This is a genomic window from Klebsiella sp. CSG-1 (genome assembly GCF_056521145.1).
Window position 1 is genome coordinate 179,380 of sequence record NZ_JBWNLD010000007.1, and the last position, 15,665, is coordinate 195,044.

The 15,665-nt window shown below is 57.3% G+C and carries 14 protein-coding genes; 13 read left to right on the top strand and 1 reads right to left on the bottom strand.

What is annotated here, in order from left to right:
• Positions 1-54 precede the first annotated feature (54 nt).
• The 13 genes from hflX (at position 55) to rlmB (ending at position 14,122) form a co-directional block, all read left to right on the top strand.
• Positions 55-1,335 (top strand): ribosome rescue GTPase HflX, encoded by a 1,281-nt coding sequence (gene hflX / locus AC007G_RS18175; RefSeq protein WP_004857038.1) that lies wholly within the window; start codon positions 55-57, stop codon positions 1,333-1,335.
• Positions 1,336-1,400: 65 nt separating this feature from the next.
• The gene (hflK, locus tag AC007G_RS18180) at positions 1,401-2,657 is read left to right on the top strand and encodes an FtsH protease activity modulator HflK (RefSeq protein WP_004857040.1); all 1,257 of its coding nucleotides are present in this window, start codon (positions 1,401-1,403) and stop codon (positions 2,655-2,657) included.
• Between the two features lie 2 nt (positions 2,658-2,659).
• Positions 2,660-3,664 (top strand): protease modulator HflC, encoded by a 1,005-nt coding sequence (hflC, locus tag AC007G_RS18185; protein ID WP_032689832.1) that lies wholly within the window; start codon positions 2,660-2,662, stop codon positions 3,662-3,664.
• 220 nt (positions 3,665-3,884) lie between these two features.
• Positions 3,885-4,082, top strand: coding sequence for a DUF2065 domain-containing protein (locus tag AC007G_RS18190; RefSeq protein ID WP_032689831.1), 198 nt, complete (start codon positions 3,885-3,887; stop codon positions 4,080-4,082).
• A 102-nt stretch (positions 4,083-4,184) separates the two neighbouring features.
• Entirely contained in the window at positions 4,185-5,483 is a 1,299-nt protein-coding gene (locus tag AC007G_RS18195; protein ID WP_004857049.1) for an adenylosuccinate synthase, read from the top strand.
• A gap of 227 nt (positions 5,484-5,710) precedes the next feature.
• The gene (nsrR, locus tag AC007G_RS18200; RefSeq protein ID WP_032689830.1) at positions 5,711-6,136 is read left to right on the top strand and encodes a nitric oxide-sensing transcriptional repressor NsrR; all 426 of its coding nucleotides are present in this window, start codon (positions 5,711-5,713) and stop codon (positions 6,134-6,136) included.
• A 38-nt stretch (positions 6,137-6,174) separates the two neighbouring features.
• On the top strand, positions 6,175-8,631 hold the full coding sequence (gene rnr / locus AC007G_RS18205) for a ribonuclease R (RefSeq protein WP_032689829.1): 2,457 nt from the start codon (positions 6,175-6,177) through the stop codon (positions 8,629-8,631).
• A 284-nt stretch (positions 8,632-8,915) separates the two neighbouring features.
• Positions 8,916-9,932, top strand: coding sequence for a D-cysteate sulfo-lyase (cuyA, locus tag AC007G_RS18210; protein WP_032698333.1), 1,017 nt, complete (start codon positions 8,916-8,918; stop codon positions 9,930-9,932).
• Positions 9,925-10,632 (top strand): cysteate racemase, encoded by a 708-nt coding sequence (gene cuyB, locus AC007G_RS18215; RefSeq protein ID WP_046853217.1) that lies wholly within the window; start codon positions 9,925-9,927, stop codon positions 10,630-10,632. The genes cuyA and cuyB overlap by 8 nt, the downstream gene beginning before the upstream one ends.
• Before the next feature lie 74 nt (positions 10,633-10,706).
• Entirely contained in the window at positions 10,707-11,714 is a 1,008-nt protein-coding gene (locus AC007G_RS18220) for a taurine ABC transporter substrate-binding protein (protein ID WP_032689826.1), read from the top strand.
• On the top strand, positions 11,711-12,481 hold the full coding sequence (locus tag AC007G_RS18225) for an ABC transporter permease (protein ID WP_479466635.1): 771 nt from the start codon (positions 11,711-11,713) through the stop codon (positions 12,479-12,481). Before AC007G_RS18220 ends, AC007G_RS18225 begins: the two co-directional genes overlap by 4 nt.
• Positions 12,481-13,257, top strand: coding sequence for an ABC transporter ATP-binding protein (locus AC007G_RS18230; RefSeq protein ID WP_032697153.1), 777 nt, complete (start codon positions 12,481-12,483; stop codon positions 13,255-13,257). Before AC007G_RS18225 ends, AC007G_RS18230 begins: the two co-directional genes overlap by 1 nt.
• Before the next feature lie 133 nt (positions 13,258-13,390).
• Positions 13,391-14,122: a 23S rRNA (guanosine(2251)-2'-O)-methyltransferase RlmB gene (rlmB, locus tag AC007G_RS18235; protein WP_004857074.1), complete on the top strand. Its 732-nt coding sequence runs from the start codon at positions 13,391-13,393 to the stop codon at positions 14,120-14,122.
• Between the two features lie 153 nt (positions 14,123-14,275).
• Here the strand turns inward: rlmB and AC007G_RS18240 are convergent, their stop codons facing one another.
• Positions 14,276-15,568, bottom strand: a complete 1,293-nt coding sequence (locus AC007G_RS18240; protein ID WP_099001399.1) for an MFS transporter — start codon at positions 15,566-15,568, stop codon at positions 14,276-14,278.
• Between the last annotated feature and the right edge of the window lie 97 nt (positions 15,569-15,665).

Sequence of the window (15,665 nt, forward strand, 5' to 3'; positions counted from 1 at the left end):
TGAAAGACAACGGGTAACTGTGTTCCCCGCTGGTATTTTATAAGGGGTTTACGCTTGTTTGACCGTTATGATGCCGGTGAGCAGGCGGTGCTGGTACACATCTATTTTTCGCAAGACAAAGATATGGAAGACCTTCAGGAGTTTGAATCCCTGGTCTCCTCTGCCGGTGTCGAAGCAATGCAGGTGATTACCGGTAGCCGTAAAGCACCGCACCCAAAATATTTTGTTGGTGAAGGTAAGGCTGTCGAAATTGCGGAAGCCGTAAAAGCGACCGGCGCGTCAGTCGTGCTGTTCGATCATGCCCTGAGCCCGGCTCAGGAACGAAATCTGGAGCGCTTATGCGAATGCCGGGTTATCGATCGCACAGGTCTTATCTTAGATATTTTTGCCCAGCGCGCGCGTACCCATGAAGGGAAACTGCAGGTTGAGCTGGCACAGCTGCGCCATATGGCCACGCGCCTGGTTCGCGGCTGGACCCACCTTGAAAGACAGAAAGGCGGGATTGGTTTGCGCGGCCCGGGTGAAACCCAGCTCGAAACTGACCGTCGACTCCTGCGCAATCGGATCATGCAGATCCTGTCGCGGCTGGAGAAAGTGTCAAAACAGCGTGAGCAAGGACGGCGGTCACGAGCCAAAGCCGATATTCCAACCGTCTCGCTGGTGGGATACACCAACGCCGGAAAATCAACGCTGTTCAACCAGATAACGGAAGCCGAGGTCTACGCTGCGAACCAGCTGTTCGCGACGCTGGATCCGACGCTGCGCCGCATTGATGTTACCGATGTGGGCGAGACCGTGCTGGCGGATACCGTTGGCTTTATTCGCCATCTGCCGCACGATCTGGTCGCGGCGTTTAAAGCCACTTTGCAGGAGACGCGTCAGGCGACGCTGCTGCTGCACGTGATTGATGCAGCCGATGTTCGGGTGCAGGAAAACATTGATGCAGTAAATACGGTCCTGGCGGAAATTGAGGCCGATGAGATCCCGATGCTGCTGGTGATGAACAAAATCGACATGCTGGATGATTTTGAACCGCGTATCGATAGAGATGAAGAGAATAAACCGATTCGGGTCTGGCTCTCCGCCCAGACCGGGGTTGGCGTACCACTGCTTTTTCAGGCTTTGACGGAACGGCTTTCCGGTGAAGTAGCGCAGCACACGTTGCGTCTACCGCCACAGGAAGGGCGACTGAGAAGTCGGTTCTATCAGCTTCAGGCGATAGAAAAAGAGTGGCTGGAGGATGACGGCAGCGTGGGTCTGCAGGTGCGCATGCCGATCGTTGACTGGCGTCGCCTCTGTAAACAAGAGCCAGCGCTGGTTGATTACGTGATTTGACCTTGCAGCTTGCCTGAAGATATTAACCCCTGTGGGGATATCAAAAACAAATATGGAGCATATACATGGCGTGGAATCAGCCCGGTAATAACGGACAGGACCGCGACCCGTGGGGGAGCAGCAATAACCAAGGCGGCAACTCCGGGGGAAATGGCAATAAAGGTGGTCGCGAGCAGGGGCCGCCCGATCTGGATGATATCTTCCGCAAGTTAAGTAAAAAACTTGGCGGTCTCGGTGGCGGTAAAGGGGGCCAGGGGAGCGGTAGCAGCTCTCAGGGACCACGCGGCCCGATGGGCGGACGCATTGTCGGCATCGTGGCGGCGGCTGCGGTTATTATCTGGGCTGCCAGCGGTTTCTATACCATCAAGGAAGCTGAACGTGGTGTGGTCACTCGCTTTGGTAAATTCAGCCATCTGGTTGAGCCAGGTCTTAACTGGAAGCCAACCTTTATCGATAACGTTCAGGCCGTTAACGTTGAGTCGGTACGTGAACTGGCGGCTTCTGGCGTCATGCTGACGTCCGATGAAAACGTCGTGCGCGTTGAGATGAACGTCCAGTATCGTGTGACCGATCCTGAGCGCTACCTGTTTAGCGTGGCCAGCGCGGACGATAGCCTGCGTCAGGCAACCGACAGCGCCCTGCGCGGCGTAATCGGCAAGTACACCATGGACCGCATTTTGACCGAAGGTCGTACCGTTATTCGTAGCGATACCCAGCGTGAGCTGGAAGAGACGATTCGCCCGTACAACATGGGGATCACCCTGCTGGACGTCAACTTCCAGACGGCGCGTCCGCCGGAAGAAGTGAAGGCGGCATTTGATGATGCGATTGCGGCGCGTGAGAACGAGCAGCAATACATCCGTGAAGCCGAAGCTTATACCAACGAAGTTCAGCCGCGAGCCAATGGTCAGGCGCAGCGTATCCTTGAAGAGGCGCGTGCGTACAAAACTCAGACCGTTCTCGAAGCACAGGGTGAAGTTGCGCGCTTTGCGAAGATCCTGCCTGAGTATAAAGCTGCGCCGGAAATCACCCGCGAACGTCTGTATATCGAAAGCATGGAAAAAGTGCTGAGCCATACCCGTAAAGTGCTGGTGAACGATAAGGGCGGCAATCTGATGGTTCTGCCTCTGGACCAGATGCTGAAAGGCGCCGGTGCTCCGGCGGCAAAGAGCGGTAGCAGTGGCGCGAGCGATCTGCTGCGTCTGCCGCCTGCATCCAGCTCAAGCAGTGCCAGCACCACGCCGACCACCACGGACGGCAACATTATGGACCAACGCCGCGCTAACGCGCAGCGTAACGACTACCAGCGTCAGGGGGAATAACGATGCGTAAATCTGTTATTGCGATAATTGTCATCGTGCTGGTAGTGCTTTACATGTCGATCTTTGTCGTCAAAGAAGGCGAGCGTGGGATTACGCTGCGCTTTGGTAAAGTTCTCCGCGATAGTGAAAACAAACCGCTGGTCTATTCTCCGGGTCTGCACTTCAAGCTCCCGTTTATTGAATCAGTGAAAATGCTGGATGCGCGCATTCAGACCATGGACAACCAGGCCGATCGCTTTGTTACCAAAGAGAAGAAAGACCTGATCGTTGACTCCTACATCAAATGGCGTATCAGCGACTTCAGCCGCTACTACCTGGCAACCGGCGGCGGCGACGTCTCCCAGGCCGAAGTGCTGCTGAAGCGTAAGTTCTCTGACCGTCTGCGTTCCGAAATTGGTCGCCTGGACGTGAAGGATATCGTCACCGATTCCCGCGGTCGTCTGACGCTGGAAGTGCGTGATGCGTTGAACTCCGGTTCAGCGGGGACAGAAGATGAAGTCAGTACGCCGGCGGCCGACGATGCTATCGCTAAAGCGGCAGAGCGCGTATCGGCAGAAACCAACGGTAAGGTGCCGGTTATTAACCCGAACAGTATGGCGGCGCTGGGTATTGAAGTTGTCGACGTACGTATCAAGCAGATCAACCTGCCGGCTGAAGTGTCCGAAGCGATTTACAACCGTATGCGCGCCGAGCGTGAAGCGGTAGCGCGTCGTCATCGTTCACAGGGCCAGGAAGAGGCTGAGAAGCTGCGCGCAACGGCGGACTATGAAGTCACCAAGACGCTGGCTGAAGCGGAACGTCAGGGCCGTATCATGCGTGGTGAAGGTGATGCGGATGCCGCGAAGCTGTTTGCCGATGCATTTAGCCAGGATCCGGGCTTCTATGCCTTTATCCGTAGCCTGCGCGCCTATGAGAATAGCTTCCAGAGCAATCAGGACGTGATGGTTCTCAGCCCGGACAGCGATTTCTTCCGCTATATGAAATCGCCGGACTCAGTTCGCAAGTAAGTGATATTGTGAGTAAAAAGGCGCCTTGAGAAAGGCGCCTTTTTTATAGGTGCAGTTTTATAAATAACTTTTAACACAATAAGTTATGGGCATTTTTGTGCGATACCAGTTCATAATGAACGTGAAATACCGGACAATGCCGCAAAAGGTCTGTTTCCGCATTGCTCTCCCGTCAATGCCTCTTGTGGGCGGGGACGAGCTTTCTTTCTAAGGGTCAATAATGAACGCAACAATCTGGCTGGCACTGGCGCTGGTTTTAGTACTCGAAGGGCTCGGGCCACTGCTTTATCCGCGCGCCTGGCGTCGGATGGTCGCGACAATGAGCCAGCTGCCGGATAATTTATTACGCCGTTTTGGCGGTGGTCTTGTGGTTGCCGGGTTTGTCATCTACTACATGTTGACGAAATCGCTGGCTTGATCAAAAAGTGGTCAGACTTGCCTGGAATTGCCTGCAAAAAGTGCTGTAACTCTGAAAAAGCGATGGTAGAATCCATTTTTAAGCAAACGGTGATTTTGAAAAATGGGTAACAACGTCGTCGTACTGGGCACCCAATGGGGTGACGAAGGTAAAGGGAAGATCGTCGATCTCCTGACTGAACGGGCTAAATATGTTGTGCGCTACCAGGGTGGCCACAACGCAGGCCATACTCTCGTAATCAACGGTGAAAAAACCGTCCTCCATCTTATTCCATCAGGTATTCTTCGCGAGAATGTCACCAGCATCATCGGTAACGGTGTCGTGCTGTCTCCGGCTGCGCTGATGAAAGAGATGAAAGGTCTGGAAGACCGTGGTATCCCTGTTCGTGAGCGTCTGCTGCTGTCCGAAGCCTGTCCGCTTATCCTCGATTATCATGTCGCGCTGGACGTTGCGCGTGAGAAAGCACGTGGTGCGAAAGCTATCGGTACCACCGGTCGCGGCATCGGCCCGGCTTACGAAGATAAAGTCGCACGCCGCGGTCTGCGCGTTGGTGACCTGTTTGATAAAGCAACCTTCGCTGTCAAACTGAAAGAAGTGATGGAATATCACAACTTCCAGCTGGTGAACTTCTACAAAGCAGAAGCGGTTGACTATCAGAAAGTGCTGGATGATGTCATGGCGATTGCCGACATTCTGACGGCGATGGTTGTCGATGTTTCCGATCTGCTGGACCAGGCGCGTAAGCGCGGCGACTTCGTGATGTTCGAAGGCGCGCAGGGGACTCTGCTGGATATCGACCACGGTACCTATCCGTACGTGACTTCGTCTAACACCACCGCAGGTGGCGTGGCGACCGGTTCCGGCCTGGGTCCGCGTTACGTGGATTACGTTCTGGGAATCATCAAAGCCTACTCGACTCGCGTCGGCGCAGGTCCGTTCCCGACTGAGCTGTTTGATGATATCGGCGAGTTCCTGTGCAAGCAGGGTAACGAGTTCGGCGCCACTACCGGCCGTCGTCGTCGTACCGGCTGGCTGGATATCGTTGCGATCCGTCGCGCGGTGCAGATCAACTCCCTGTCTGGCTTCTGCCTGACCAAGCTGGACGTTCTGGACGGCCTGAAAGAAGTGAAGCTCTGCGTTGCCTATCGTCTGCCGGACGGCCGCGAAGTGACGACCACTCCGCTGGCTGCTGACAACTGGGAAGGCATTGAGCCGATTTATGAAACCATGCCGGGCTGGTCTGAAACCACCTTCGGTGTGAAAACGCGCAGCGGTCTGCCGCAGGCAGCGCTGAACTATATCGCGCGTATTGAAGAGCTGACCGGCGTGCCGGTTGATATCATCTCTACCGGTCCCGACCGTTCTGAGACGATGATTCTGCGCGATCCGTTTGACGCATAATCATCTCCTGGGGCGCCGCTAAGGCGCCCCTTGTTTTTGCTGTTCACCCGCCCCATTTCAAATAAATTAGCGGCCTGAGCGCTGGCTGGTTTATCATCAATACAGTATCAATACGGTCTTACCCGAGGATTAATACACACCAGCTTTCAGGATGCGGCCGATCGCACAACGCAGCAGTGACCTGAATGATGAGTGTATGCCGCTTTCCCCCTTACCCTGAGGTTGATGTGCAGTTAACGAGTTTCACGGATTACGGATTACGGGCGCTGATTTATATGGCCTCGTTGCCGGAAGGAAGAATGACGAGTATCTCCGAAGTGACGGAGGTTTACGGCGTTTCCCGTAATCATATGGTAAAAATAATCAATCAGTTAAGTCGTGCTGGCTATGTAATGGCCGTGCGGGGTAAGAACGGGGGGATTCGCCTGGGTAAGCCGGCGAAAACCATTCGGGTTGGCGATGTCGTCCGCGATCTGGAACCGCTGTCGCTGGTCAACTGCAGCAGCGAATTTTGCCATATTACCCCCGCCTGTCGCCTGAAAAAGGCGCTGGCTGAAGCTGCGCAAAGTTTTCTCAAGGAACTAGATAACTACACGCTGGCTGATTTGGTTGAAGAAAATCAACCGCTTTATAAATTATTACTGGTGGAGTGACATAAACTCTCATCAGAGATGACAACGGAGGAACCGACATGTCACAAGATCCTTTCCAGGAACGCGAAGCTGAAAAGTATGCGAATCCAATCCCAAGCCGGGAATTTATCCTCGATCATTTAGCAAAACGTGAAAAACCGGCCAGTCGCGACGAGCTGGCGACAGAACTGAATATCGAAGGAGAAGAACAACTCGAGGGGCTGCGACGCCGCCTGCGCGCCATGGAGCGTGACGGGCAGCTGGTCTTTACCCGCCGCCAGTGCTACGCATTGCCTGAGCGTCTCGACCTGCTCAAAGGCACCGTTATCGGCCACCGCGACGGCTATGGCTTCCTGCGCGTCGAAGGGCGTAAAGATGACCTTTATCTCTCTTCCGAGCAGATGAAAATGTGCATCCATGGCGATCAGATCCTTGCGCAGCCGCTGGGCGCGGACCGTAAAGGCCGCCGCGAAGCGCGCGTAGTGCGCATTCTGGTGCCAAAAACCAGCCAGATTGTCGGCCGCTATTTCACCGACGCCGGCGTGGGCTTTGTCGTACCGGATGACAGCCGTCTGAGCTTTGACATCCTGATCCCGCCGGAAGAGGTGATGGGCGCGCGCATGGGCTTCGTGGTGGTCGTGGAGCTGACCCAGCGTCCGACCCGACGTACTAAAGCGATCGGTAAAATCGTCGAAGTGCTGGGTGATAATATGGGCACCGGCATGGCGGTTGACATGGCGCTGCGTACCCATGAAATCCCTTACACCTGGCCGCCGGCGGTAGAGAAACAGGTTTCGGTGCTGAAAGAGCAGGTGCCGGAAGAGGCGAAAGCGGGCCGCGTGGATTTACGCGACCTGCCGCTGGTGACTATCGATGGCGAAGATGCCCGCGACTTTGATGACGCCGTTTACTGCGAGAAAAAACGCGGCGGCGGCTGGCGCCTGTGGGTGGCGATTGCCGACGTCAGCTACTATGTGCGTCCCGGGACACCGCTGGACGCTGAAGCACGCAGCCGCGGTACTTCGGTCTACTTCCCGTCCCAGGTCGTACCGATGCTGCCGGAAGTCCTCTCCAACGGCTTATGTTCCCTGAACCCGCAGGTCGATCGCCTGTGCATGGTTTGCGAGATGACCATTTCGTCCAAGGGACGCCTGACCGGCTACAAGTTCTATGAAGCGGTGATGAGCTCACACGCGCGGCTGACCTACACCAAGGTGTGGCATATGCTGCAGGGTGACCAGGAGCTGCGTGAGCACTATGCGCCGCTGGTGAAACATATCGAAGAGCTGCATGCGCTTTATAAAGTGCTGGATAGCGCCCGTGAAGAACGCGGCGGGATCTCCTTCGAGAGCGAAGAAGCGAAGTTTATCTTTAACGCTGAACGCCGCATTGAGCGCATTGAGCAGACGCAGCGTAACGATGCGCACAAACTGATCGAAGAGTGCATGATTCTGGCGAACATCTCCGCCGCACGCTTTGTTGAGAAGGCGCTGGAGCCGGCGCTGTTCCGTATCCACGATAAGCCGAGCACTGAAGCGATTACCGCATTCCGTTCCGTACTGGCGGAGCTGGGGCTGGAGCTGCCTGGCGGCAATAAACCAGAGCCGCGTGATTACGCTGAGCTGCTGACCTCAATTGCCGATCGTCCGGATCATGAAATGCTGCAAACCATGCTGCTGCGTTCGATGAAGCAGGCGATATACGACCCGGAGAACCGCGGCCACTTTGGCCTGGCGCTGCAGTCCTACGCGCACTTCACTTCACCGATTCGTCGTTACCCGGACCTGTCGCTGCACCGTGCTATTAAGTATCTGCTGGCGAAAGAGCAGGGCCATAAAGGCAACAGCACCGAAACCGGCGGCTGGCACTACAGCATGGATGAGATGCTGCAGCTGGGCGCGCACTGTTCGATGACCGAACGGCGTGCCGATGAAGCCACCCGCGAAGTTTCTGACTGGCTGAAGTGTGACTTTATGCTCGATCAGGTGGGTAACGTCTTTAAAGGGGTGATTGCCAGCGTTACCGGTTTTGGTTTCTTCGTGCGTCTGGATGAGCTGTTTATCGATGGTCTGGTGCACGTCTCCTCGCTGGATAACGACTACTATCGTTTCGATCAGGTCGGGCAGCGTCTGATCGGTGAATCCGGCGGCCAGACGTATCGTCTGGGCGATCGCGTGGAAGTCCGCGTCGAAGCGGTCAACATGGACGAACGTAAAATCGACTTCTCGCTGATCTCCAGCGAGCGTGGACCGCGCAACGTCGGCAAGACCGCCCGGGAGAAGACGAAGAAGGCCAATGGTGCCAGCAATAATGCAGGCAAACCGTCCGGCCGTCGCCGTCAGGCGGGCAAGCAGGTGAACTTCGAGCCAGACAGCGCTTTCCGTGGTGATAAGGGCAAACCGAAACCGGCGAAAGCGAAGAAAGAGAAGGGCGCGAAAAAGCCGTCGGCCAAGACGCAAAAAATAGCGGCGGCGACGAAGGCGAAGCGCGCGGCGAAGAAAAAAGTCGCGGAGTAAGCGCCTTCGGCCCCTCAATCATTTGGGTAGCAGGGGAAACGCGCATCGCAGCGTACCGGCAACCCGAAGTATGACGGATAAATAACCCCTTCCAGCCGGAGGGGGTTATTCTTTTTTGCCTTAAGTCATTCCACAACAGAATAGATATTGCTCCCTTCCCCGCGTATTTCCTGCTTAGTCTGTTTTCAGCAATCGTTATTTATTCTTTTTGATTAGCCATATTTTTCCCCTGTGTATAGTGGATTTTACTTTTGATCCCCCCCTTTTATGTGCAAGGAGCATATATGCATCTGGCCCGTTTTCCCCGTGTGTCACTTGGTCATTTTCCGACCCCGCTTGAGCCGCTGGATAATTTGTCGAAATTATTAGGCGGGCCAAAAATATGGATAAAACGCGATGATGCGACCGGCCTGGCGAGCGGGGGGAATAAAACCCGCAAGCTGGAGTTTTTACTGGCGGATGCGCTGGCGAAAAACGCGGACGTGGTGATTACCCAGGGGGCCACGCAGTCTAACCATGTTCGTCAGACCATTGCCGGCGCCGCACGTCTTGGCCTGCAGGCCAAAGCGCTGCTGGAGCAGCGGGTGACGGATTTTGGCGAGGATTATCAACGCTCCGGCAATGTGCTGCTGGATGAACTGCTGGGCGGGGAGATCGTGGCCCATCTGCCGGGCGGCACGGATATGCAGCAGGCGATGGAGGAGTATGCCGCCACGCTGCGTGAACAAGGACACAATCCGTACATCATTCCCGGCGGCGGCTCTAACCCCATCGGCGCGCTGGGCTACGTCGCCTGCGCCGAAGAGCTGTTGTATCAGTCATCTCAGCTACGTCTGCGCATCGACCATGTGGTCCACGCCACGGGCAGCACCGGTACTCAGGCGGGGCTGGTGGCGGGCTTTACGGCGACCAACAGCCACGTTCCGGTGCTGGGCATCAGCGTGCGCGCGCCGAAGGCGAAGCAGGAAGAGAACGTCTGGAACCTGGCGTCGAGAACCCTCAATCTGCTGGGCGTGGCGGGCGAGTTGCCGCGCAGCGCCGTGGTGGCCAATAGCGATTACGTCGGCGAGGGCTACGGTCTGCCCACCGCGGGAACGCTGGAAGCGCTGACGCTGCTGGCGCGCCACGAGGGTATTCTGCTGGATCCGGTCTACTCCGCGAAAGGAATGGCCGGGCTTATCGATCTGATTCGTCAGGGCCACTTCCGTCAGGATGAGAACGTGGTCTTTATCCATACCGGCGGCTCTGCCGGACTGTTCGGCTACCGCCAGCTGCTGGAGGCGCAGACCCGCCATGACTAAGCCGTTTCTGCTCGGTGTGCTGGGAGGGATGGGGCCGCTCGCCACGCTGGATTTTCAGCGGCGCCTGCTTGATGCCACGCCGGCGCAGAACGATCAGCAGCAGATCCCTTCGGTGGTGTGGAACGTCCCGCAGATCGCGGACCGACAAAAGGCGCTGGCGGGAAGCGGGCCGTCGCCGCTGCCGCAGCTTATCCATGGTATTGAGCAGCTCAATCAGGCGGGGGCCAGCCATATCGCCATCCCCTGTAATACGGCGCATCACTGGTATGACGCCCTCAGTCAGGTGAGCGAAGCCCCGATTCTGCACATCGTTGACGCGACGCTGGCCGCGCTGGCGCAGCAGGCGGAACAACCTCAGCGGGTAGGGATTATCGCCACACAAGGCACGCTGGAGGCGGGCTGGTATCAGCACAAGCTGGCGGCGCAGGGGATGTCGGTTATTGAGCCGACGGCGGAGGAGCTGGCCAGGTGGTTTGTCCCCGGCTGTTACGCGGTCAAACGCGGCGCGCTGGAAGAAGGGGGCGAGCTGCTGGTGCGTCAGGCCAACGCGCTGTTTGCACGCGGCGCGCAAAAGCTGATTCTGGCCTGCACCGAGGTTCCCGTGGCGCTGGCGGCGGTGAAGGCGCCGTTTGCTGATCTGACGTTCGACCCGGCCCAGGCGCTGGCCGAGCGATGTTCGCAATTATGGCAGGCCCGTTAAGAGATCACTGAATACGATTGCGTCCGGTTATTGATCCGGGCGTGAAATGTCCGAATTTTCGAAGGGTAAATATAATGAAAAAAATTCTCTGCTTATTCCTTGCAGCGGGTAGTTTATGGGCCAACGCCAGCTTTGCGGAGACGCCGGCCGAAGTCCGGGTGGCTTATAGCGGCGGCTCCCAGGTATTAATGCTGGCGAAGGCCGACGGCTCTCTGGATAAAGCGTTAAACAGTAAAGTGAAGTGGGTGCAGTTTGCCTCCGGCGCCGATGCGTTAAATTATTTCGCCAGCAATGCGATTGATATTGCTAACTTCGGATCCAGCCCGGCGGCGGCGGGGATCGTCAGAAAACTGCCGGTAGAGATTATTGGCGTCTCCGGCGTTATTGCCAGCTATGAACGACTGATTGGCAAAGAGGGCATCAGCAGCATTAAAGATATCGAAGGCAAGCGCGTGGCCTATCCGCCCAATTCGACGGCGCAATACGCCCTTGAAGCCGCCATCGACGTCAACAAACTGGACCGCAGCAAGATCACCCTCCTGCCGCTGCGCCCGGCAGATATGGTCGCCGCCTGGAAGCGCGGTGATATCGATGCCGGCTACGTCTGGGCGCCGTTTGCCCAGGAGCTGGAGTCCTCCGGCGGACATCAGGTCTTCGCCACCAAAGATCTGCAAAAAGATGGCTACCTGATTTACAACAACTACGTGGTGCGTAAAGCCTTTGCCGAGCAATATCCGCAGGTGGTGACCGCTTTCCTGCGCGTTCACCAGCAAAAGGTTGACGAATTTAAGCAAGACCCGGAGCGCGCGGCGGCTATCGTGGCGAAAGAAGTCGGCGCCCCGGTGACCACCGCGGCGAATACGCTTGGTGGCCTGGAATACCCCACGCTGAGCCAGCAGGGGACGGCGGCATGGCTGGGTAACGGGACGCAAACTTCCGACAGCGGTATCGGCAAAGCGCTGAGCAAAACCTCCGGCTTCCTCGCGGGGATTGGCGAAATCCGCAAACGCGACATTCCGGCTAACTGGGATGCGGCGATTGATTCACGCTATATCCGCGATGCGGCGGTAGCCGCGCAATGAGATTGAGCCAGCATATTGCCATCAGCATCGTCTCGGTGGCGGTTTTCTTTATCGTCTGGCAAGTCGCGGCGACGCGGCAGTGGGTCGACCCGCTGCTGCTGCCTTCGCTAACGGATATCGGCCTCACCACCGAAGAGCTGCTGGCGGATGGCTATCGCCAGGTGCCGCTGTGGGAACATATCGCGGTGAGCCTCGCGCGTGCCCTCAGCGCCTTTGCGGTCGCGATTATCATCGGCATTCCGCTGGGGCTGCTGATGGGGCTGTCGGATGGCCTCGCCGCCGTGTTAAACCCGTTCGTGCAGTTCCTGCGCCCACTGCCCAAAATCGCCCTGATCCCGCTGGCCGTGGTCTGGCTGAGGATCGGCGAAGCGTCCAAATTCTTCCTGATCTTTATCGCCACCTTTTTAAGCGTGGTGGTCGGGGCTTCTGCCGCCGTCGAGCGGATTGGCCGATCGCGCATTCGCGTAGCGCAAACCCTCGGCGCCTCGCGTCAGCAGATCTTCCTGCGGGTGGTGTTGCCGGATGCGCTACCCGATCTCTTCACCACCGTCAGGCTGTCGATCGGTATCGGCTGGACTTCGCTGATTGCGGCGGAGATGGTGGCGGCCAGCTCGGGTCTGGGCTGGATGGTGATTAACGCCAGCTCCTATCTGCGTACTGATATCGTCATGCTCGGCATTCTGCTGCTGGGCGGCATTGGCTATCTGCTGGATTTATTGCTGCTGGGGCTGCAACGGCTGTTTGTGCCCTGGGCGGGGAAAGAATAATGAGTGCCATCACGCTGGAAAACGTCTCGCTCTCCTTTGCGGCTAAGCCGCAGCCGTTCACGGTGCTCGAGGATATCAGCCTGTCGCTGAATAAAGGGGAATTTGTCGTCCTGTTAGGCCCTTCGGGCTGCGGGAAATCCACCATTCTCAATCTGGTGGCCGGGTTTACCCAACCGGACCGGGGACGTGTGGCGGCGGGCGGTAAACCGGTACGCGCGCCGGGGCCGGATCGCGGCATGATTTTCCAGCAGCCGAATCTGTTCCCGTGGCTGTCGGTGCTGGAGAACGTCACCTTTGGCCCGCGGCTGGGCAAATACCGCAAACAAGAGACCAACGCGCGGGCGCTGGACTGGCTGGGGCGCGTGGGCCTGAAAGGGTTTGAGCATCACGCTCCCTGGCAGCTCTCCGGCGGCATGAAACAGCGGGTGGCGCTGGCGCGCGCCTGGCTGCCCGGCCCGGAGGTGCTGCTGCTGGATGAGCCGTTCGGCGCGCTGGATGCGCAAACCCGGCTGATGATGCAAGAGCTGCTGCGCGAGGCCTGGCTTTCGACCGGTACCACGCTGCTGTTCGTGACGCACGATGTCGAAGAAGCGCTGTTCCTCGCCGACCGTATTCTGATTATGTCAGCGAAGCCGGGGAAGATCGTCGAAGAGATTGTCCTGCCCTTCGGCCGTGAACGAGATATCGAAACCCTGGCGGAACACCCGCGCTACAGCGAGATTAAGCATCACGTTTTGCACCGCGTGCGCCAGGAGGCAAAACGGCATTTAGGTTAAACGCGATTCCCGGCGGCGGGCAGTTTAATCGGACAAGAGTCGATTTGAACGCTATGTCGGTTATAATAGGCGCAAGTGAAGTGGTTCACGGCCCAATTAACCCGGCGCATACCGCCCCAGATGAGTACCTTTAATGAGTGAAATGATTTACGGCATCCACGCGGTGCAGGCCCTGCTCGAGCGCGCTCCAGAGCGTTTTCAGGAAGTTTATATTCTGAAAGGCCGCGAGGATAAACGCCTGCTGCCGCTGATCCATGCACTGGAAGCGCAGGGCGTGGTGATTCAGGTGGCTAACCGTCAGTTTCTTGACGAGAAAAGCGAAGGTGCCGTGCATCAGGGGATTATTGCCCGGGTGAAGCCGGGACGTCAGTATCAGGAGAACGATCTCCCGGACCTGCTGGCCTCGCTTGAGCAGCCGTTTCTGCTGATCCTCGATGGCGTCACCGATCCGCACAACCTTGGCGCCTGCCTGCGTAGCGCCGACGCGGCCGGAGTACACGCGGTGATTGTACCGCGCGACCGTTCCGCTCAGCTTAACGCGACGGCGAAAAAAGTGGCCTGCGGCGCGGCGGAAAATGTTCCGCTGATCCGCGTCACCAACCTCGCGCGCACCATGCGCCTGCTGCAGGAAGAGAATGTCTGGATCGTCGGTACCGCAGGTGAAGCGGACCACACCCTGTTCCAGAGCAAAATGACCGGCCCGATGGCGCTGGTCATGGGGGCGGAAGGTGAAGGGATGCGTCGTCTGACCCGTGAACACTGCGATGAGTTAATCAGTATCCCGATGGCTGGCAGCGTCTCTTCATTGAACGTCTCTGTCGCTACCGGGATTTGCCTGTTTGAAGCGGTGCGCCAGCGTAGCTGATATGTTTGCCGGGTGGCGGCTGCGCCTTACCCGGCCTACCGAACCGTAGGCCCGGCTGTGCTTTTCCCGTTCTACCGAACCGTAGGCCCGGCTGTGCCTTACCCGTTCTACCGAACCGTAGGCCCGGCAAGCTTGCGCCGCCGGGCAATTTTGTCACTCATCCAGCGACCGCAGATGGTCGTTTTTCTTCAGCGTCATCAGCGCGAAAATACTCACCACCGCCGTTGCCATCACGTAATAAGCCGGAATATCGAGGTTCCCCGTCTGCTTAATCAGACCGGTGATAATCAGCCCTGCACATCCCGAGAAAATCGCGTTCGACAGTGAATACGCCAGCCCAAGCCCGGTATAACGTACTTTGGTCGGGAACATCTCTGACAGCATCGCGGGTCCTGGGCCCGCCAGCATGCCGACTAATCCCCCGGCTACCAACACGACCAGTGCTTTTACCAGCAGCGTGCTGGATTCCGCCTGCAGAATTTTCAGCAGCGGGAGCGCCAGAATGAGCAGCAGCACGGCGGCAATCACCATCACGTTGCGGCGTCCCCATTTATCGCTGAGTATCCCGGCGGGCAGAATGGTGATGGCGAAGCCGATATTGGAGATTACCGCAATCAACAGCGCCTGATTAAACCCGGTATGCAGCGAGGATTGCAGATAGGCGGGCATGATAACCAGATAGGTATACCCGGCGGCGGACCAGACCATCAGGCGGCCAATGCCGGTCATAATGGCTTTTAGCGTATGGCTGAGGTTTGCGCTGGCCTGCGGTTGTTGCTGCTTCTGCTGGCGCAGGAACCCCGGCGTCTCTTCCATCTTCACCCGTAGCCAGAGCGCCACTCCCCCCATCGGTATGGCGAGGAAGAAGGGGAGGCGCCAGCCCCAGGCGTACAGCTCCTCCGGGCTCAGAACGGCTGAAATCAGAGCCACAATGCCCGCTCCTGCCAGCAGCCCTAATGCCACGGTAAAGGATTGCCAGGCGCCATACAGCCCGCGTTTTCCGCGTGGGGCGAACTCGGTCATCAGCGATACCGCGCCGCCATATTCACCGCCGGCAAACAGGCCCTGAAGAATGCGCAGTCCCGTCAGCATCAGCGGCGCGGCAATGCCGATACTGGCATAAACCGGCACCAGACCAATGGCCGTCGTCGCCAGAGTCATCATCACCAGCACGATAATCAGCGTGGGTTTACGGCCAATACGATCGCCGATCCGACCAAAAATAATGGCGCCTAACGGGCGGAAGAAGAAAGCGATAGCGAACGAAGCGTAGGTCAGGATCAGGCCGGTCAGCGGCGCTTCCCCTGCAAGCTGAAAGAAGTTGCGGGCGATAACCGTCGCCAGAAAGCCATATACCGCGAATTCGTACCATTCAATAAAGTTGCCGATAGAGCCGGCGATCAGCGCGCGCTTATGCGCGCCCATTGTCGTTGTTACGGTCTGCATAAATCATCCTGACATGAGCAAAAAAGTCACAATTGAATAAACTATTCCATACATTTTCTATTATGAAATTTAAAATTCCTGTGGCTGTGATGGGCTT

What these genes read in the sequence shown, in the direction of transcription:
- cuyB (WP_046853217.1), top strand. Translation starts at nt 9,925, where the DNA reads ATGACTAAGCCGTTTCTGCTCGGTGTGCTGGGAGGGATGGGGCCGCTC.
- AC007G_RS18240 (WP_099001399.1), bottom strand. Translation starts at nt 15,568, where the DNA reads ATGCAGACCGTAACAACGACAATGGGCGCGCATAAGCGCGCGCTGATC.
- hflK (WP_004857040.1), top strand. Translation starts at nt 1,401, where the DNA reads ATGGCGTGGAATCAGCCCGGTAATAACGGACAGGACCGCGACCCGTGG.
- AC007G_RS18195 (WP_004857049.1), top strand. Translation starts at nt 4,185, where the DNA reads ATGGGTAACAACGTCGTCGTACTGGGCACCCAATGGGGTGACGAAGGT.
- AC007G_RS18230 (WP_032697153.1), top strand. Translation starts at nt 12,481, where the DNA reads ATGAGTGCCATCACGCTGGAAAACGTCTCGCTCTCCTTTGCGGCTAAG.
- AC007G_RS18225 (WP_479466635.1), top strand. Translation starts at nt 11,711, where the DNA reads ATGAGATTGAGCCAGCATATTGCCATCAGCATCGTCTCGGTGGCGGTT.
- rnr (WP_032689829.1), top strand. Translation starts at nt 6,175, where the DNA reads ATGTCACAAGATCCTTTCCAGGAACGCGAAGCTGAAAAGTATGCGAAT.
- AC007G_RS18220 (WP_032689826.1), top strand. Translation starts at nt 10,707, where the DNA reads ATGAAAAAAATTCTCTGCTTATTCCTTGCAGCGGGTAGTTTATGGGCC.
- cuyA (WP_032698333.1), top strand. Translation starts at nt 8,916, where the DNA reads ATGCATCTGGCCCGTTTTCCCCGTGTGTCACTTGGTCATTTTCCGACC.
- rlmB (WP_004857074.1), top strand. Translation starts at nt 13,391, where the DNA reads ATGAGTGAAATGATTTACGGCATCCACGCGGTGCAGGCCCTGCTCGAG.
- AC007G_RS18190 (WP_032689831.1), top strand. Translation starts at nt 3,885, where the DNA reads ATGAACGCAACAATCTGGCTGGCACTGGCGCTGGTTTTAGTACTCGAA.
- hflC (WP_032689832.1), top strand. Translation starts at nt 2,660, where the DNA reads ATGCGTAAATCTGTTATTGCGATAATTGTCATCGTGCTGGTAGTGCTT.